The organism is Thiomonas sp. DCM-2 (genome assembly GCF_056820905.1).
In genome coordinates this window covers 24,307-42,424 of sequence record NZ_CM165962.1, presented here as the reverse complement: position 1 = coordinate 42,424, position 18,118 = coordinate 24,307, and the positions used below count along the sequence as shown (strand labels likewise).

Genomic DNA, 18,118 nt, shown 5'->3' with positions numbered 1-18,118 from the left:
CAGCCAGCGGCGTGATTGCGCTCGAGCTATTGGGTGGGTAGATGCAGCAGCATCAGGCAGCAGTCTTCACGCGTCGGGCAGTGCGCCGCTGCACCGCCTTGGTGGTGTGCGATGGGCATACTGCTGCGACGCACTCGGTGAGGTTCACCGCTGCCAGAAGCATGAACTTGATCGCATCGGTTTTCACGTCCAGCAGGTCGTGATCCTGCAGGCGGCTGTAGACGAACGCCAGCAGGTTGGGCTCGGCGTGGGAGTCGATCTGCTGCTGCAGCGCCTGCGCCTGCTGCAGCGTGGTCAAGCCGTCGAGGAAGAGCATCTTCGCCACGAGGCGGTCGAGGCAGCGATCTTGCAGATCCTCGCAGACCATCGGCCATGCATGTCCGCTGATCTTCATCGCCTGGTACACCACGAAGAGGATGTTGAGGATAATCTCGACCTGCTCCAGCCTGGCGCCCAGGCGCGGCAGGACCAGCACACTGGCAAGCAGCGTGGGCTGGTGCGCATGGATCTCGTCGGCGAGCGCCTCGCGCGCGCGCAGATCCATGCGGTCGACGGTGAGGATCGCCTGGGCAACAATGCGCGTGGAGATCCGCTGCGTCATCGGGGCGCGGCCCTGTCCAGGTCCGAGCACAGCGGGTCCTGCCCGAAGTGCTGCGTCCACAGCCTGGGGGTGAGTTCGACCACCCGGGACTGGGGATGTCGGCCCACGCGCTGCAACACGTCGACCAGATAGGTGTACGGGTCGATACCCTGCAGCACGCAGGTGGCGATGAGGCTTTGCAGGATGCCCACATGGCGTGCGCCGACCTCGCTCCAGCAGAACAGCCAGTTGCGCCGCCCCATCGGGATCGGACGCAGCGCGCGCTCGATGTGGTTCGTGTCGATGGGCACCGCCGGGTCATCGATGAACACTGACAGCGCTGCCCGTCGCTCTCGCACGTAGGCCAGCGCTTTGGTCAACGGATTGCTCGGCAGCAGGCCCTGCTGCGCGAACTGCTGCTCGACCCAGGCGAAGAACGCCTGCACCCGCGCCCGGCTGTGGGTGGCGCGATGCGCCAGCTTGGCCGCACCCTCCCACCCGGCGGCGCGGATCTCGGCCTCGATACGGTACAGCGCGGTGATGTGCTGCAAGGCTTGCGTGGCCGCCCGCGGCTCGGCGTCTTGCGCCTCGAAGAACAGGCGCCGCGCGTGCGCCCAGCACTGCGCGTGGGTGACTCCGGTCTGCCTCGCATAGCGGGCATAGGCCGCGTAGCCATCGCTCAGCAGCACCGTGCCACTGGGCAACTGTCCAAGAACTTGGCTCACATGCTCATGGCGGCGCGAGGCGAAGTGGGGGAAGCACACCTCGTCGTGCTCGCCATACACCGGCCAGAAGTACGTGCCCTTCATCTTCCCCGGCCCGGCGCGGCCGGCCTTGATCGGGGTCTCGTCCATCGTGATCACATGCCCGCCCAGGATCGAGGCCAGCTGCGCATCCACGATGGGCTCGAGCAGCGCCGCAGTCTGCTGCATGAGCTGGGTCAACCAGGCCCGGCTGAGCTTGAAGCCGGCATCGGCCAGCCGCTGATGCTGGCGGTACAGCGGCAGGTGGTAGCGGAACTTGTCCACCGCCATGCCGGCGACGAAACTCACGTCGGCGCGGCTGCCCTCGAACACGCTGGCCGGCGCCGGCGCGCAGTGCAGGGTCGCGGTGTCGAGCCGCTTGATCACCGGGCGCACGTACTTGAGCGCCACATAGGCGCCCGGGCGCTGCGCCAGGCGGTAGCTGACCTTCTCGCCGATGACCTCGTACTCCTCGGCACGCAACCCCTGCGCCTGGGCGCACGGCAGGTGGATGACCTGCACCTCGACCCGCTCGGCGTCGAAGAACGCCGTCGCGTCCTGGTCGCCAGCACAATCTGTCGTGCGTGCGCGCCGCGTGTGCCCGGCCACTTGGCGTCCAGCCTCGGGGGCTTGTGGCGGGATCGGCAGATCACCCAGAATCTGGCCGAGATGAAGTTGCTGCGCATCGGCCACGCTCTGCAGCCGTTCGCTCTTGCTGCCGAAGATCTGTCGCCTGAACCACGCCAGTTGCCGCTGCTGCTCAACGATGGTCTGCGCTTGCGATTGCAGCAACCGCACGAGAGCCTCAACCGCCATGCCCGCCACGATCTGGGCGGTATAGGTCTGCACTTGAGCGGGGTCTGCACGCATGAAAGCATTGTGCCCATGGCAAAGCCCGAAGGGAATCGGGCTTTGCCACATTGCAAAACCCGTTATCGCCACTCCACGTGTCGATGCCGCTTGAACTGCCGCGTCACCTGCAGCCCCTCGAGCAGGAGCTTGAGCGCGGTGAAGTCGATCTCGGCGCTGCGCTGCCCGCCCCAGTCGCGCACAAAGCGGCCGGCCTCCAGCCGTTTGCTCCACACGCACCAGCCGCTGCGATCGAAGTACAGCACCTTGATCTGGTCAGCCCGACGGTTCGCGAACACGAACAGATGCCCGCCCAGCGGGTCGACCTCAAAGCCCTGGCGCGCCAGCGCGTACAGCCCGTCGTAGGACTTGCGCATGTCGGCAGGCTGCCCATACAAGAAGACCCGGATGCGCCCCTCAGGAAAGAACATCAGCGGCGCACCAGATGCAGGCTCATGCCGCCGCCCAGGTCCAGCCGCAACTCCATGGGCGCATGCATGCCGCCGGTACCGACTTCGCCCAACTCGATGAACCCCGCGGCACGCTGCTCCATACGCCCAGTCTTGGCCGTCACGGGCGCAGCCTTCACCTTGCCCGACAGCCGCTCACGCCAGCGCCGATAGCTGCTCACACACACTCGCTCCTGCCGACAAAAGCTCTTGAGCGTCAGCCCCGAGGCCGGGAAACGCTCAATCACGTCGCGCCAGCACGCCTCGTCCAGGTGCCGCCGCCGCTTGACCTCGGCCACCTCTGCCGCGTCGTTCTCCATCTCGAATGTCTCCTCATCCCTGCGATGGGAAACATTCTTCGTGGGATCCGAAACGAACGAAAGAACGCCGCTGGCTTACCGGTTACGCTCCAGGATCATCTGCGTGGTCTTGAAGTCGCGCCGACGCGGCGCAGCGGCGAGCTTCTTGCCCAGCTCGGCCAGGGTGGTGGCGCCAGCGGGCAGCATGCGCGCCTGCGCCGAGGCGGCCTGCGCGGCGCGACTGCCGAGCGCGGTCAGGCCAAGGCCTGCGACCAGAGTGGACTGCAGCGCCAGGCGGCGCGAAGCGAGGGGGGAACCGGAGACTGACATGACTGAACTCCTGTAGGGGTGCGCAACACGCATACGCGTTAACCCTGAGCAGGATAGGACGTCAGCTCATACAAGACAAACGGATATTTGCAATAAGTTGAATCGAACGAATCGATCGATTTCAGTGTGCCACCGACCGGGAGAACAGGTGAATCACCAGCACGCCCGCAAGGATCAGCCCCAGGCCGATGAGCGCGGGCAGATCGAGCGTCTGGTGATACACAACTAAGCCGATCAGGGTGATGAGCACGATGCCCACGCCGGACCACACCGCATACGAAATGCTCATCGGGATGGTCTGCATGGTGCGCGACAGCAGGTAGAACGCCAGCGCATAGGCCACGACCACCACCAGCGAGGGCGCCAGCCGGGTGAACCCCTGCGTGGCCTTGAGCGCAGTGGTGCCGATCACTTCGGCGACGATGGTGCCGAACAGGAAGAGCCAGGATTGCATGTCCCCAGCATAGCGGGCGGGCATGTCAACACAGACCCTCGTTCAAGGTTCAGGTCGAGGCCGGAGCTGCTGCCTGCGCTGGAGTTTCTGCGCGTACATCGCCTGATCCGCGCGTTTGAGCAGGCCGGCCATGTCTGTCGAGCCCGGATGACACACCGCAATGCCGATGCTGGGGCCGGGATAGTCCAGCGCGCCGTGATCCAGCAGGTATTGGCCGCGCGTCAGTTCGAACAGACGCTCGCGCAGTGCCGACTCGTGATGCACCGCCTCGGGATCGACGCAGATGGCGACGACGAATTCATCGCCGCCGTAGCGTGCGAGCACGTCGCTGGCGCGCAGACCGCCTTTGAGCCGCAGGCCAACCTGACGCAAAAAGTCATCTCCGGCAAGATGACCATGATCGTCATTGATCTGCTTGAACCTGTCGAGATCGATGAACGCCAGCATCACGCGCCGCTGCTGCCGCTCTGCCTGGGCGAGCAGTCGGGGCAGGTGCTCTTCGAGCCCCCGGCGGTTGAGCAGGCCGGTGAGCGGGTCGAGCAGACTGGCATGCGACAGGCGGGCGTTCTCCTGCTGCAGCAGCGCGATCAGGCGCTCGCGTTCGATCTGCCGGGCGATGATGCTGGCGAACAGTTTGAGGGTCTGCAGCGCCTTGGGCGACAGATCCACGGCCTGGCGGCCCGCGGCACACAGCGTGCCATACAGATCCCCGCCCGCCACTTCGATCGGCGCGCTGGCATAGGTTTCGATGCCCAGGGCCCGTGCCGCAGCGCTGTCGCCCCAGGTTTGGGAGACCGCGTTGTTGACCAGGCGGTCTTGCTCCAGCGCCCTCTTGCACAGCGTGTCCTCCCAGTCCACCTGCGCGCCCTCGGGGATGTGCAACTGGTCGGTGTTCGTGGCATAGAGCACGGTCTGGGTCTGACGCGCTGGGTCGATGGCGGTGAAGTAAGTGCTTTCAAGCCCGGTGATGGTCTGCAGCAGTTTCAGCAACGGCCGCACCAGCCCTTCCAGATCGACCGCCTGCAGCAGTGTGGTGGAAAGCTGGTCGAACAAGGCCTCGTCAGAGGGCGCGGGAGAGGAGGGCGGCATGGGCAAGGCGTTGGTGCGGCAATGGAACAGGAGAGACGGCGGAGGGCGATGCGACGCGCAGCGCCTTGCGCCATCAGGGATCGACCCCCGCGGCTTCGGCCACGCGGTTGCGACCGAGGTCCTTGGCGCGGTAGAGCGCCACGTCGGCGGCATTGATCCAGTCGCGCAGCGCGCCATGCTCGGGCAACGCCACGGCCAGGCCGATGCTGCTGCTCAGGCGCAGTTGCGGTGCGCTGGAAAAGCGCAGTTGCTCGATCTGCGCGCGGATGCGTTCGGCGATGGCACGCGCGGTCCGCGCGTCGGCCTGGTCGACCAGCACGGCAAACTCGTCGCCGCCGTAGCGACCGGCGCTGTCTTCGTTGCGCACGCTGGCCAGAATGACTTGGCCCACCGCACTGATGACCTCATCGCCCACGGTATGACCGAAATGGTCGTTGACCGATTTGAAATGGTCGATGTCGATCAGCAGCAGACAGGCGGGTCTGTCCGCTGACTGCAGGGATTGCAGCGCCTGCGTGGCGCGCTCGATCCAGTGATCGCGCGAGTGCAGCCCGGTCTGGCTGTCGGTGCGACGCAGCTCGGCAAGCTGCCAGTTCTGCCGGGCCGTGGTGCGCATGAGGCGCGCGCCGCGGTAGGTATTCACCCAGGTGTAGACAAACACCAGCGGCAACACGCACAGCTCCACAAGCACGGTGCTGTGCGGATGCAACTCGGGGCGAACCAGCAGGGTGACCAGGGCCGCGGCGCCGATCAGAACGATGAGGGCATGGAGCCAAAGCCTCCGGATGAGGGTGTAGACCTTGTCGAACGTGGTGATGATGGTGAGGACCGCGCTGACCAGCAGGTTGAAGTGCATCAGCGGAACCCACATGCCGACGAACAGCGAGTCGACGAGCAGATTGCGCTTTTCCGCCGCGTAACGGTCGGCACTGAAACGGGCGTGAACATAGGCAAGGTGCGGCCAGAGCAGAAATGTGATCCCCAGCAGCGCCCAGAGCCAGGCGTTGGCGCGGTGCTCGAACAACACACTGCCCACGGCAAGCCCGGCCAGCGCCATGCCGAGCACACGGGCGGGATAGACCAGGCGGTAGAACGATGCCCGCGTGACCGGGGCAACCGGCGCGGTGGATTGCGGTGCGGGCAGATGCATGCGGTGTGTCGTCAGAAGCTGCTTATGGCAGCACTGAATAAGTCCTTGTGATGATGCGCGCCGGTGTGCGGGATGGGATGCAAGGCGCACACCAAGACAATGGCCGAAGCGATGGCGAGGATGTGCAACGCCGCAGACCACCCGCAGATCGGATGCGCAGCGCGCAATGGACTTGGTCAGTGTTGCCTCATAGCGTGCCGTGTTGAATCAGCTCGATCTTGTAGCCGTCCGGGTCTTGCACAAAGGCGATGATGGTGCTGCCCCCGGCCACCGGCCCGGCCTCGCGGGTGACGGTGCCGCCGGCCGCCTTGATGCGGGCGCAGGCGGCAGCGGCGTCGTCCACGCCCAGCGCAATATGGCCGTAGGCCGTGCCCAGGTCGTAGCGATCGACGCCGTAGTTATAGGTCAGTTCCAGCTCGGCCTGCGCCGGATTGGGCTCGAAGCCGAGGAAAGCCAGGCTGTATTTCTGTTCGGGCCGGTCGGTGGTGCGCAGCAGGTTCATGCCGATGACCCGGGTGTAGAAGTCGATGGAGCGCTGCAGATTGCCGACGCGCAGCATGGTGTGAAGAAATCGCATGAAGTCATCCTCTTGAAAACCGAAAAAACACAAGGCCGCACCAGCGGCCGAACCCCTGGTTTTGTAACACCGCAGCCCGAACATTGCCGGGCAGGGTTCACGTCCAGGGTGGCAATGTGGACTGCTTGAGGTGAAGCCGGGCCTGGCGATAGTCGGGGTAGAGCTGGCCGACATGCGCCCAGAAGCGCGGGCTGTGGTTCATTTCGCGCAGATGCGCCACCTCGTGCGCCACCACATAGTCCACCAGTTGCGGACTGAAGTGCAGCAGACGCCAGTGCAGGCGAATGCTGCCGTCGCTCTTGGCGCTGCCCCAGCGCGTGGTGGCGGCGCTGAGCTTGACGGCGGTCACTCGCACGCCAAGCTGTGCAGCGAAGTGCGCCACGCGGGCATGGAACAGCGCCAGCGCCTGCCGCTGCAGCCAGGCCGCCACGCTGTCGCGCACCTGCTGCGCGTCGCTGTCGGGCGGCAGCGGCAGATGCAGCTCGGCGCGGGGCTCGTCCCAGTGCAACTGGACGGCGCCGCGCAGCCGCAGGGTGAGGTGCTGGCCGAGATAGGGGATGCGGCCGCCATCGACCCAGTCGATGCGTGCAGCCTGCAAGGCCTGCAGCCGCTGCTCGCGCTGGCGCAGCTTGCGCACGACCCAGGCCGCATGCTGCTGCAGGAACTGGGAGATGGAGGCCGCGCTGGCCAGACGCGGCGCCAACAGGCTCACGCCACGATCGTCCACCCGCAGCGCCAGGGTGCGGCGGGCGGCGCGGCGCAGCGTCCAGTCGAAGCGATGGATGCCGTCGTCGTACTGCTGCGCGGGGGAGGCAGCGGGCACGCGTGCAGGGGGCGGGCTGTGCTCCGTGGGGAAGGGCGCGCAGCCAGAAGGCGCGGGCGGCGCAGTGGGCCTGGCAGGCGCAACGGCCCCTGGCGCGGCAGTGGGCAGTGGGTCGGCCCAGTCGAACAGGCCGAGCTGCGCTGCGCCTTGCAGCGGGGCGCGCACCGAACGGTCAGGGCTGGGCATGCGCGTAGGCCTGCGGGTCGAGACGGCGCATCTCGGCCTCAATCCATTGCTCCACCTCGGCCATCATTTCTGCGGGCTGGCGACCTTCTGGAGAAATGGGCTTGCCAATGGACACATCGATCACGCCCGGGGTCTTGATGAACGCCTGGCGCGGCCAGCAGCGCGCCGACGTCACCGCGATGGGCACCACCCAGGCGCCGGTGGCTATGGCCAACCGCGTGCCGCCGGTCTTGTAGACGCCCTGCTGGCCGCGCGCTGTGCGCGTGCCTTCGGGGAACATGATGATCCAGTTGCCTTGCTTGAGAATTCGGGCGCCCTGCCTTTCCACGCGGCTGAAGGCTTCGGTGCGCTTGCTGCGGTCGATGTGCACCATGTCCAGCCGCCCGAGCGCCCAGCCGAAAAACGGCACGTACAGCAATTCGCGCTTGAACACATACGCCAGCGGGCGCGGCATGATGAGTGGCAGCGCCAGGGTCTCCCATGCCGACTGGTGCTTGGACAACAGCACCACCGGGCCGTCCGGCAGATGGTCCAGGCCGATGACATTGCTGCGGATGCCGCAAATCAAGCGCGCGCCTCCGTACGCGAGATGCACCCAGCCCATGGTGAAGCGGTACAGCGGCGTGCCGCGAATGAAAATGGACAGGATGACCACGACCACCGCATAGGGCACCACGGTGACCACCAGCCAGGCCATGTACAGCAGGGAACGGAGAAAGCGCATGGCCGATCGCATCACGCCTTGTCGACTGCGGCCCTGGGCTGCTCGAGCAGCCAGGTGGCGAAGGCGGCCAGATCGTCATGCACCCGCGTGCCTGCGGGCAGATTGCCCAGGTCGGCGATGCGCTCACCCTTGCCGGTGCGCACCAGATGCAGGCTGCAGCCCAGCGGCTGCGCGGCCTGCAGGTCGCGCACGCTGTCGCCGACCGCAGGCACGCCGTCGAGCGTCTGCAATTCGTAGCGCCGGGCGATGTCCTGGAACAACCCAGGCTTGGGCTTGCGGCAGGTGCAGTGATCTTCCGGCGCATGCGGGCAGAAAAAGATGGCGTCGATGCGCCCACCCGCTGCCGCCAGCATCTTGTGCATCTTGCGGTGGATGGCATTGAGCGTGGTCATGTCGAACAGCCCGCGGCCGATGCCCGACTGGTTGCTCGCCACCACCACATGCCAGCCCTCGTGGTTCAGCCGGGCGATGGCCTCCAGGCTGCCGGGAATCGGCACCCATTCATCGGGCGACTTGATGAAGTCGTCGCTGTCGTGGTTGATGACGCCGTCGCGGTCGAGGATGAGCAGTTTCATGGGGGCATTGTCCCGCAGGTTCAGGCCGCCAGCCGAGACAGGTCGGCGACCTGGTTCATCGCCGCCTGCAAGCGCGCGAGCAGCGCCAGGCGGTTGGCGCGCAGCAGCGGGTCGTCGGCGTAGACCATCACGCTGTCGAAGAACGCATCGACCGGCGCCTTGAGCGCCGCCAGCGCCTTGAGCGCGGCGGTGTAGTCGCCCCGCGCGTAGGCCGCGTCGGCCTGCGGCGCGATGGTCTGCAGCGCCTGCGCCAGCGCCTGCTCGGCGGGTTCGACCAGACGGGTGGGGTCGAGCGCGTCGGCGTTGGCCGCGACCTCGGATTTTTTCAGGATATTGCCCACCCGCTTGTTCGCCGCGGCCAGCGCCTGCGCCTCGGGCAGAGCGGAGAACGCGCGCACCGCGTCGAGGCGGCGCGGAACGTCGGCGAGGAACTGCGGCTGCAGCGCCAGCACCGCCTCGACCTCGAGCGCGGTGTATCCCTGCTCGCGCAGCCAGTTGGCCAGACGCTCGCGCACAAACACGGCCACCTCCGCGGTCGGGTGCTGGTAGCCCGGCACGCCTTGGAACGCGGCGTTGCCGATGGCCAGCAGCGCGGACAGCGGCAGCGCGCGCAGCGCCTCCTCGCGTTCGAGCAGCATGCGCACGATGCCCAGCGCGTGACGGCGCAGCGCAAACGGGTCTTTGTCGCCGCTGGGGCGCTCGCCGATGCCGAACAGCCCGACCAGGGTGTCGAGCTTGTCAGCCAGCGCCAGCGCCAGCCCGACTTCGCTGCGCGGCAGATCGTCGCCTGCAAAGCGCGGGCGGTAATGGTCTTCGATCGCCTGCGCCACCAGCGGGTCTTCGCCGTCGTGCAGCGCGTAGTAGCGACCCATGATGCCCTGCAGTTCCGGAAACTCGCCGACCATCTCGGTCAGCAGATCGGCCTTGGCCAGTAGCGCGGCGCGCTCGGCCAGCGTCACCGGACGGCTGGGCGCGATCTCCGCAGCAATCGCCCCGGCCATCGCCCGCACCCGCCGCATGCGCTCGCCCTGCGAGCCGAGCTTGGCGTGATAGACCACCTTGTCCAGACCGTGCACGCGGCTCTCCAGCGTGCGTTTGCGATCCTGTTCGAAAAAGAACTGCGCATCGGCCAGACGCGGGCGCACCACGCGTTCGTTGCCGGCGATCACCGCGCTCGGGTCCGCGGGACTGACGTTGCTGACCACGAGGAACTGGTGGGTCAGCCTGCCCGCCGCGTCGAGCAGCGGAAAGTATTTCTGGTTGGCCTTCATCGTCAGGATCAGGCATTCCTGCGGCACCGCGAGAAACGCCGGATCGAACTGGCACAGCAGCACGTTCGGGCGCTCGACCAGCGCGGTGACTTCGTCGAGCAGCGCGGCATCGTCGATCGGCTGCAGACCTTCGCCGGCGCGCGCGGCAGCCGCCTGCAGCTGCGCGGCGATCTCGGCGCGGCGCGCGTCGAAACCGGCGATCACCGCGCCCTGGGTGCGCAGCACCTCGGCGTAGCTGTCGGCGTCGGGCAGGACGAGGGGATCGCTGAGCGCCTCGAAGCGGTGGCCGTGGGTGTGGCGGCCTGCGGTGAGCCCGAGCGCCTGCACCGGCACCACCTCGGCGCCGTGCAGCGCCACCAGACCGTGCGCCGGGCGCACGAATTTCACCGTGCTCCAGCCGTCGGCCAGTTGATACGCCATGACCTTGGGAATGGGCAGCCTGGCCAGGGTGTCGTGCAGCGCGGTCTGCAGGCCCTCGGCCAGCGTGAGGCCCACAGCCACGGTGTCGATGAACAGCGACTGCGCCTTGCCGTCGCCTTCGCGCCGCAGCCGCGCTGCGGCGCTGGCGTCCAGACCGAGACTGGCGAGCTTTTTCAGCAGCGCGGGCGTGGGCGCGCCGCTGGCATCCAGGCCGACCGAGACGGGCATGAGCTTTTGCGCCACGGCGCGGTCGGCGGCCTTGGCGGCGACAGAGGTGATGTGCGCAGCCAGCCGACGCGGGCTGGCGTAGGGCGTGACCACCGCATCGGCTTCGGCCAGGCCCTGGGCCTGCAGGCGCTCGGCCAGGCCGTCGGCAAATGCGCGGCCCAGGGCGGGCAGGGCCTTGGGCGGGAGTTCCTCGGTAAAGAGTTCGACAAGCAGATTGGATGCGGTCATGGTGCGGAATGTGAAAACCGGGGCGGCGGCGTTGAACGGGTGCGACACGAAGGGCGCGGGCGGCGCGGGGTGGCTTTGTCGCCCTGCAGCTCAGGCTGCCTTTTTCTGCGCCAGTTGCGCGTTGACCTCGTCGGCCCAGTCCTTCGGCGCGAGCGGAAAACCCAGGCGGGCGCGGCTGTCGAGGTATTCCTGCGCCACGCCGCGCGCCAGGTTGCGGATGCGGCCGATGTAGGCGGCGCGTTCGGTCACCGAGATGGCGCCGCGGGCGTCGAGCAGGTTGAAGCTGTGCGCGCACTTGAGGACCTGCTCGTAGGCGGGCAGGGCGAGCTGCGCAGCCATCAGCGCCCTGGCCTGCCTTTCATGCGCGGCAAAGGCATGCAACAAAAACTCCACATCGCTGTGCTCGAAGTTGTAGGTGCTCTGCTCCACCTCGTTCTGGTGAAACACGTCGCCGTATTTCAGCAAGGTCCGCTTTCCGGCCACCTCGGTTTCGGTCCAGACCAGGTCGTACACGCTCTGCACGCCTTGCAGATACATGGCCAGGCGCTCTAGGCCGTAGGTGATCTCGCCGGTCAGCGGCTTGCAGTCGATGCCGCCGACCTGCTGGAAATAAGTGAACTGGGTGACTTCCATGCCGTTGAGCCAGACCTCCCAGCCCAGGCCCCAGGCGCCCAGCGTGGGGTTCTCCCAATCGTCCTCGACGAAGCGGATGTCGTTGGTCTTGAGGTCGAAGCCCAGTGCCTGCAGGCTGCCGAGGTAGAGCTCCAGGATATTGCCGGGCGCGGGCTTGAGCACCACCTGGAACTGGTAGTAGTGCTGCAGGCGGTTGGGGTTGTCGCCATAGCGGCCGTCCTTGGGTCGGCGGCTGGGCTGCACGTACGCGGCGCGCCACGGCTCGGGGCCGATGGCGCGCAGAAAGGTGGCGGTGTGGCTGGTGCCCGCGCCCACTTCCATGTCGTAGGGCTGCAGGATGGCGCAGCCCTGGTTGGCCCAGTAGGTCTGCAGGGTCAGGATGATGTCTTGAAAGGTGCGCATGGAATCCGCCTTGGAGAAGGCGACATTGTAGAAAGCACCCGGGCGACCGGACGGCGCGCGCTATGGATTCGCGCCCAGACTGGGAAGGATGGCGCCCGGCGACAGCGCAGGCTGTTGCGGCACCGGCTGGGCGATGGCCGCTGGATGGGTGCCCGGCCCCTGGCCGCGCACACTGACCGTGGACGTGCCCACTGCCAACCCACCCGGCCCGACCAGCAGGCCGCCGCTGCCGGTGGTGACGCCTGGGTTGACGCCACCTGCGGCCTGCGGCGATGACGCGGCCGACAGCGGCAACTGCGCGTCGATCGCCAGCGGCGGGAAGTTCTGCAGGAAATAGCCGGTCACGGCATTGGGCGAACTGGACGCAAAGCCGGTGGCCGGGTTGACCTGCGCCGTGATGATCCCGGGCGGCACCGGCCAGGGCACGTCGGGCTTGCCGGCCAGCGCCACGCGCATGTAGTCCATCCAGATGGGCAGCGCGGCCTTGGCGCCCTGCTCGCCGCGGTAGAGATTGCGCTGGGTGTTGTAGCCCATCCAGGTGATGGCGACCAGATCGGGGTTGAAACCGTCGAACCAGGCGTCATGGAAGTCCTGCGAGGTGCCGGTCTTGCCCGCCAGATCGGTGCGCCCGAGCGCGAGTGCCGCCGCGCCGGTGCCATGCTGGATGACCGCCTGCATGAGCTGGTTGCTGAGGAAGGCATTGGCCGCGCTGATGATGCGCGGCGCGTTCTTTCCGGCGATCACGGGCTTGTGCGCATAGATCTCGGCGCCGTGGGCATCGACGATGCGCTTGATCAGGTAGGGCTCGACCAGCGAGCCGCCGTTGGCGAACACGGCGTAGGCCGTGGCCATCTGCAGCGGGGTGAAGCTGCCGGCTCCGAGCACCATGGTGGGGTAGGGTGGAATCTGGTCGAGCGGCAGACCAAAGCGCGACGCGAACTGGCGCGCATAGGGAATGCCGACCGCCAGCACCACCTTGACCGCGCAGACATTGTCGGAATGCGCCAGCGCCAGCGTGGCGGGAACGGCGCCGAGCCGCTCGTTGTCGTAGTTGTGCGGCGTCCACAGCGGCTGACCCGGGCCGGGATTGATGGTGATGGGTGAATCGTCGATGATGGTGGTCGGCGCCAGGCCCTCGTCGATGGCCGCGGAATAGATGAACGGCTTGAAGCTGGACCCCGGCTGGCGGAAGGCCTGGTTCACATGGTCGAACTTCTCATGGTTGTAGTCGAAGCCGCCCACCCAGGCGCGCACCGCTCCATCCTTCGGATCGACCGACACCAGCGCCGACTGCACGTCGGGCATCTGCGCGATGCGCCAGCCCTTGGCCAGCTTCTGCAGCCAGACCACGGCGCCCCGGTCGATGCGCTGCTTCTCCGTGGCCTTGGGCGACAGCCCGGCGGCAGCGAACTTGAGCGCATCCCCGCTGAGTTCCACCGTATTGCCCGATTCCAGCACGGCCTCGACCAGCTTGGGGCTGGCATGCAGCACCACGGCGGGATGCAGGCTGCCCGCGCTCGCATAGGGCTTGAGCGCCCTGGTCGCCACGCCCAGGGCGTCGGCGTCGTGCTGCGGCAGGTCGATCTGTGCCTGCGGTCCGCGCCAGCCGTGGCGCTGGTCATAGGCCAGCACGCCGCTGCGCACCGCGTTCACCGCAGCGGCCTGATCGCGGTCGTGCAGGGTGGTGTAGACCTTGTAGCCATCGGTATAGGCCGACTCGCCGAAGCGGGCCACCATGATTTCGCGCACCTGCTCGGCGGCGTAGTCGGCGTCCACCTTGAAGCGCAGCAGGCCCTGGCCGGACACCACGTTCAGCGGCGCCTGCATCGCGTCGTCATACTGCGCCTTGGTGATGTTGCCCAGCGCCAGCATGCGGCCGAGCACGTAATGCTGGCGAATGAGCGCCGCCTTGATATTGGTCTGCGGGTTGAAGGCCGACGGCGCCTTGGGCAAGCCAGCGAGCACCGCAATCTGCGCCAGCGTGAGCTGGTCGAGCGACTTGCCGTAATACACCTGCGCGGCCGCGGCCACGCCGTAGGCGCGCTGGCCGAGATAGACCTGATTGAGATAACGTTCGAGGATCTGGTCCTTGCTCAGCTCGTGCTCGATCTTGTAGGCCATCAGCGCTTCGGTGAACTTGCGCAGCGGCGTTTTTTGCGGGCTGAGATAAAAGTCGCGCGCCACCTGCATGGTGATGGTGGATGCGCCCTGCACTGCCGAGCCATGCATCAGATCGGCGAGCGCCGCGCGGAGGACGCCCGTCCAATCGACCGCGCCGTGGTCGTAGAACTGGGCGTCTTCGGCAGCGAGAAAGGCCTCGCGGACCTGCAGGGGAATCTGTGCGAAAGGCACCACGGTACGGCGCTGCACACCGAATTCACCAATCAGCGTGCCCTCGCTGGAATACACCCGCAGCGGCAGGTCCGGGCGGTAATCGGTCAGCTCGCTCAGCGCGGGCAGCCGTGGATAGAGCATGGTCACGGCAAACACCAGCATCAGCACGACAGCGACGCCGAGCAACACCACGCCGAGCAGGAATTTGAGCCACAGAGGGCGCGCACGCGCGCTGCCCCCAGGCCGCTTGCCGCTGCCCGCGGGCGGTTTGGGGGAGCCCGCAGGCGCGGTGTCAGCAGAGGTCCTCATGGTCGCGGGGCATGATAGCCGCCGCATTCGTCACAACACCTGCCATCCTGTGACCAGTTGTGACTCTGCGTAACGGCGCGCACGCGGGGTGGCGCGCGCCACCCGACAACCGTCTCACTGCGCCGGCGGGTAGGTCTGCGGATAGGCGGGTTGCTGGGGATATTGCGGTGCCTGCTGATAGGACGGCTGCGCCGGATAGGCAGGCGGGGGAGGCGGCGGCACATAGCGCGGTGCGGCGTAGCCCGGCACCTGCGCGCCGCGTGCATACATGCATTGCTGATAGGCGATGTTGTAGGCGCGCTGCGCGCTGCCCTGGGTGTCGCCATAGCTGCCGGCGCCACCCGCGCTGCCCGCAAGCAGGCCGATGCCCGCTCCGACACCGGCGCCCTGGCTGTTGCCACCGATGAGTGCACCGGCTGCTGCGCCAATGCCGGTGGCGATCGCCGCCGAGGACAGCCCCGAGTTGCTCGCCCCGGTCTGGTACTGCGCCGATTGTTGTTGCGCGTACTGACGGCAGCCCGCGTCGATGGCCTGGAACTGCTCGAACGGCATGCCCGGCGCCGGCATGACCGCGATGGTCGGCCCAAGTGGCGCGGTGGCGCAGCCGCCGAGCACCAGGGCGCCAAGCGCAGCGGGAAGCAGAAAAAGCGGGCGGGAAAGTCGCATGATGTGGCCTCAGAGAAGAATTGCAGGATTTGGTGAGTTATTTCTTGGCCGGGGATGGCGGCGGCGGGGGCGTGGCGGGAACGGTCGTCCAGCCCCCGGGGCATACCGAGACGTACGGGTAATAACCAGCCGGACTTTGGCAGTAATACCAGAACGACTGCGGCGCCGGGCCCGGCGGGAGTGACTGCACCACGACCGGCTGGCGTTCCACCACGACGGGCGGGCTCCAGGTGCTCCAGCCGTAGGCCGGGAACGGGTCGTCCCAGCGCTCATACCAGCCACCGCCCCAGCCGGGATACCAGGGTGCGCCGTAAGCACCGTAGTAGACCGGCAAACCGACGCCGACGCTCCAGTACACCCGCGCCTGGGCAAAACCCGGCAGCGCCAGCAGCCCGGCAGCGGCCAACGCAAGAAAGGCGCGCTTGAATGAAATGTTCTGTCGCATGGCAAACCTCGTCGATTCGACACACCGGGCTCGCGCGGAGTTCCGGCAACACGGTGAAGAAGGTAACGCAAGACACCGGCTTCTGCCGACAACGGAATCGTGTCAATCCTGCAAATTCTGATGGATGATTGTGTGCCGTCTGTTTCCGGTCAACAACTTTTCTCGGGCGCACGTTAAAGTTGCGGCCGCAACGCAGCGCAAAGGCGTCGCGGACGTTCCAACTCCTGGTGACCTGATGCGTCAATTCCTCATTGTTTTCATGGCCTTGCTGCTGCATGTCGGGTTCGCCCAGGCGCAGTCCAGGGACGACGTGGTGGTGGTACTCGACTCGGGCGACGCCCGCATCACCCTGATCAACCAGGCCACGCGCCAGGCCATCGGCAGTTTTGCCACCGGCAAGGAGCCGCATCACCTGATGGCCACGCCGAACAACCAGGATCTGATCGTCGCCAACGCGGTGAGCAACGACCTGATGCTGCTCGACCCCAAAACCGGCAAGCCCATCGGCAGTGTGCCCGACATCCCGGATCCGTACCAGATCGGCTTTTCGCCGGATCACCGCTGGTTCGTGGTGAACTGCCTGCGACTGAACCGGGTGGACATCTACAGCTATGACCAGGGCAAGTTCCAGCTCGCCAGGCGCATCCCCCTCAAGGCCCTGCCCAGCCACATGGCCTTCACCGCCGACAGCAAGACGGTCTACATCAGCCTGCAGGAAACCAATGCGGTGGCCGCGATCGACCTGCCCACGCAAACCGTGCTGTGGACCATGAAGGTCGGCGAAACCCCGGCCGGGCTGTGGCTGACCCCGGGCGACAAGACCCTGCTGGTGGCACTGACCGGCAGCGACGCGGTGGTCGCGGTCGATCCGCGCACCCGCACCGTCATCAAGCGCATCGTCACCGGCAAGGCGGCGCACAACTTCCGCTCGCTGGCCGACGGCAGGCATGTGCTGGTGAGCAACCGCGTGTCCAACACCATCAGCATCCTCGACATGGACACCCTCACCAAGGTCGGCGACATCACCGGCCTGCGCCCCGGGCCGGACGACATGGAACTGTCCGCAGACCGTCGCTGGCTGTGGGTGACCTTTCGCTTCGCCCGCTCGGTGGGCGTGATCGACATGACCACGCGCAAACTGGTCGATGTCATCCCCGTGGGCAAGTCGCCGCACGGCATCTACTTCTACAACCGCGCGCCGTTCTACGACAACCTGCCGCCGCTGTCCAACCTGGCGCAGCGCGTGGCGACCGTGCGCTGAACGCATGGCCATGATCAACCCGTTCGACTGGATCAGCCACGTCACCAGCCTGCTGGTCGGCGAGGTGCAGACCTGGGTGTTCGTCACCCTGGTGCAGCCTGTGCTCTATCACTTTCACCTCATGGTCGACGACGACTTCGCCTATGACGGGGTGCTGTGGTTCCTCGCCGGGGCGCTGCAGATCGCCGTGGTCTATGCGGTGCTGCGGCCGCTGGAGGCGCTGCGCCCGCTGGAGGTCTGGCCCAACCGCCGCGCGGTACGGGTGGACGTGCTCTACACCTTCATCAACCGCCTCGGGCTGATCAATCTGGTGCTGTTCTTCACCCTGCAGCCGCAGTTCGACAGCCTGCAGGAATGGCTGCGGCTGCGCGGCATCGACAACATCAACCTCGACACCCTGTGGCCCGGCGTCACCGACCGGCCGCTGGTGGCGTTCCTGATCTATTTTGTCGTGCTCGACTTCGCCGGCTACTGGTATCACCGTGCGCAGCACCAGATCCAGTGGTGGTGGGAACTGCACGCGGTACACCACAGCCAGCGCCAGCTCAGCCTGTGGGCCGACGACCGCAACCACCTGCTCGACGACGTGCTGCAGGCGGCGTATTTCGCCGCACTGGCGCTGCTGATCGGCGTGCCGCCGACGCAATTCGTCGCGCTGTCGCTGGTGTCGGGGGCACTGCAAAGCCTGCAGCATGCCAACACCCGGATGTCGTTCGGCTGGCTGGGCGAGCGGCTCCTGGTGAGCCCACGCTTTCACCGCCTGCACCACGCCATCGGCTACGGCCACGAACTCGGCCACCAGAACAACGCGCGGCTCTATGGCTGCAATTTCGGCGTGCTGCTGCCGTGGTGGGACGTGCTGTTCCGCTCGGCCGACTTCACCACTGCGCTGCAACCCACCGGGGTGCGCGCCCAGCTCCCCGCGCCGGACGGCCAGGGCGAAGACTACGGCGACGGCTTCTGGGCGCAGCAATGGCTTGCACTGCGGCGCATGGCGCGGCGCATGGCCCAGAGCACCATGGCGCGCAATGCGGATTCGCACCGCAAACCATCCTCCGGCGGCCGGGCAGCCTGACCGCGCTGCGCCGCGCGG

Annotated in this window: 19 protein-coding genes; 2 read left to right on the top strand and 17 right to left on the bottom strand. The window is 66.9% G+C overall.

All coding sequences use genetic code 11. The features are described 5' to 3' along the window. Positions 1 to 52: 52 nt before the first annotated feature. The 17 genes from AC1ZQA_RS00215 to AC1ZQA_RS00135 all read right to left on the bottom strand — a co-directional run bounded on the left by AC1ZQA_RS00215 (position 53) and on the right by AC1ZQA_RS00135 (position 15,764). The gene (locus tag AC1ZQA_RS00215; RefSeq protein WP_482677032.1) at positions 53 to 601 is read right to left on the bottom strand and encodes a hypothetical protein; all 549 of its coding nucleotides are present in this window, start codon (positions 599 to 601) and stop codon (positions 53 to 55) included. Further along, a complete protein-coding gene (tnpC, locus tag AC1ZQA_RS00210; RefSeq protein WP_482676861.1) occupies positions 598 to 2,193 on the bottom strand; it encodes an IS66 family transposase in 1,596 nt (531 codons plus the stop codon). The genes AC1ZQA_RS00215 and tnpC overlap by 4 nt, the downstream gene beginning before the upstream one ends. A 62-nt stretch (positions 2,194 to 2,255) precedes the next feature. Then, positions 2,256 to 2,603 carry an IS66 family insertion sequence element accessory protein TnpB gene (gene tnpB / locus AC1ZQA_RS00205; RefSeq protein WP_482676862.1) on the bottom strand — a complete coding sequence of 116 codons (348 nt, stop codon included), beginning with the start codon at positions 2,601 to 2,603 and terminating at the stop codon, positions 2,256 to 2,258. Beyond that, positions 2,603 to 2,941: an IS66 family insertion sequence element accessory protein TnpA gene (gene tnpA / locus AC1ZQA_RS00200; protein WP_482676863.1), complete on the bottom strand. Its 339-nt coding sequence runs from the start codon at positions 2,939 to 2,941 to the stop codon at positions 2,603 to 2,605. The genes tnpB and tnpA overlap by 1 nt, the downstream gene beginning before the upstream one ends. A gap of 75 nt (positions 2,942 to 3,016) precedes the next feature. Continuing rightward, entirely contained in the window at positions 3,017 to 3,250 is a 234-nt protein-coding gene (locus AC1ZQA_RS00195; protein ID WP_482677847.1) for a hypothetical protein, read from the bottom strand. A gap of 121 nt (positions 3,251 to 3,371) precedes the next feature. After that, the gene (locus AC1ZQA_RS00190) at positions 3,372 to 3,704 is read right to left on the bottom strand and encodes a DMT family transporter (RefSeq protein WP_482677846.1); all 333 of its coding nucleotides are present in this window, start codon (positions 3,702 to 3,704) and stop codon (positions 3,372 to 3,374) included. A gap of 42 nt (positions 3,705 to 3,746) precedes the next feature. Further along, positions 3,747 to 4,793 (bottom strand): sensor domain-containing diguanylate cyclase, encoded by a 1,047-nt coding sequence (locus AC1ZQA_RS00185; protein WP_482677845.1) that lies wholly within the window; start codon positions 4,791 to 4,793, stop codon positions 3,747 to 3,749. A gap of 73 nt (positions 4,794 to 4,866) precedes the next feature. Next, the gene (locus AC1ZQA_RS00180) at positions 4,867 to 5,943 is read right to left on the bottom strand and encodes a diguanylate cyclase (protein WP_482677844.1); all 1,077 of its coding nucleotides are present in this window, start codon (positions 5,941 to 5,943) and stop codon (positions 4,867 to 4,869) included. A 187-nt stretch (positions 5,944 to 6,130) separates the two neighbouring features. Continuing rightward, the gene (gloA, locus tag AC1ZQA_RS00175; protein ID WP_482677843.1) at positions 6,131 to 6,520 is read right to left on the bottom strand and encodes a lactoylglutathione lyase; all 390 of its coding nucleotides are present in this window, start codon (positions 6,518 to 6,520) and stop codon (positions 6,131 to 6,133) included. 97 nt (positions 6,521 to 6,617) lie between these two features. Next, on the bottom strand, positions 6,618 to 7,529 hold the full coding sequence (locus tag AC1ZQA_RS00170) for a M48 family metallopeptidase (protein WP_482677842.1): 912 nt from the start codon (positions 7,527 to 7,529) through the stop codon (positions 6,618 to 6,620). After that, on the bottom strand, positions 7,516 to 8,253 hold the full coding sequence (locus AC1ZQA_RS00165; RefSeq protein WP_482677841.1) for a lysophospholipid acyltransferase family protein: 738 nt from the start codon (positions 8,251 to 8,253) through the stop codon (positions 7,516 to 7,518). Before AC1ZQA_RS00165 ends, AC1ZQA_RS00170 begins: the two co-directional genes overlap by 14 nt. 11 nt (positions 8,254 to 8,264) lie before the next feature. Continuing rightward, positions 8,265 to 8,828, bottom strand: coding sequence for a D-glycero-beta-D-manno-heptose 1,7-bisphosphate 7-phosphatase (gmhB, locus tag AC1ZQA_RS00160; RefSeq protein WP_482677840.1), 564 nt, complete (start codon positions 8,826 to 8,828; stop codon positions 8,265 to 8,267). Between the two features lie 20 nt (positions 8,829 to 8,848). Continuing rightward, entirely contained in the window at positions 8,849 to 10,975 is a 2,127-nt protein-coding gene (glyS, locus tag AC1ZQA_RS00155; protein WP_482677839.1) for a glycine--tRNA ligase subunit beta, read from the bottom strand. Positions 10,976 to 11,065: 90 nt separating this feature from the next. Continuing rightward, a complete protein-coding gene (gene glyQ / locus AC1ZQA_RS00150; protein WP_482677838.1) occupies positions 11,066 to 12,010 on the bottom strand; it encodes a glycine--tRNA ligase subunit alpha in 945 nt (314 codons plus the stop codon). A 60-nt stretch (positions 12,011 to 12,070) separates the two neighbouring features. Beyond that, on the bottom strand, positions 12,071 to 14,653 hold the full coding sequence (locus AC1ZQA_RS00145; protein WP_482677837.1) for a penicillin-binding protein 1A: 2,583 nt from the start codon (positions 14,651 to 14,653) through the stop codon (positions 12,071 to 12,073). A 114-nt stretch (positions 14,654 to 14,767) separates the two neighbouring features. Next, entirely contained in the window at positions 14,768 to 15,319 is a 552-nt protein-coding gene (locus tag AC1ZQA_RS00140) for a hypothetical protein (protein ID WP_482677836.1), read from the bottom strand. Positions 15,320 to 15,356: 37 nt separating this feature from the next. After that, positions 15,357 to 15,764, bottom strand: coding sequence for a hypothetical protein (locus tag AC1ZQA_RS00135; RefSeq protein ID WP_482677835.1), 408 nt, complete (start codon positions 15,762 to 15,764; stop codon positions 15,357 to 15,359). Between the two features lie 235 nt (positions 15,765 to 15,999). On the opposite strand from AC1ZQA_RS00135, the gene AC1ZQA_RS00130 reads away from it, so the two are divergent. Beyond that, entirely contained in the window at positions 16,000 to 17,025 is a 1,026-nt protein-coding gene (locus AC1ZQA_RS00130; RefSeq protein ID WP_482677834.1) for a YncE family protein, read from the top strand. A gap of 10 nt (positions 17,026 to 17,035) precedes the next feature. Continuing rightward, on the top strand, positions 17,036 to 18,100 hold the full coding sequence (locus AC1ZQA_RS00125) for a sterol desaturase family protein (protein ID WP_482679357.1): 1,065 nt from the start codon (positions 17,036 to 17,038) through the stop codon (positions 18,098 to 18,100). The last annotated feature ends 18 nt before the right edge of the window (positions 18,101 to 18,118 follow it).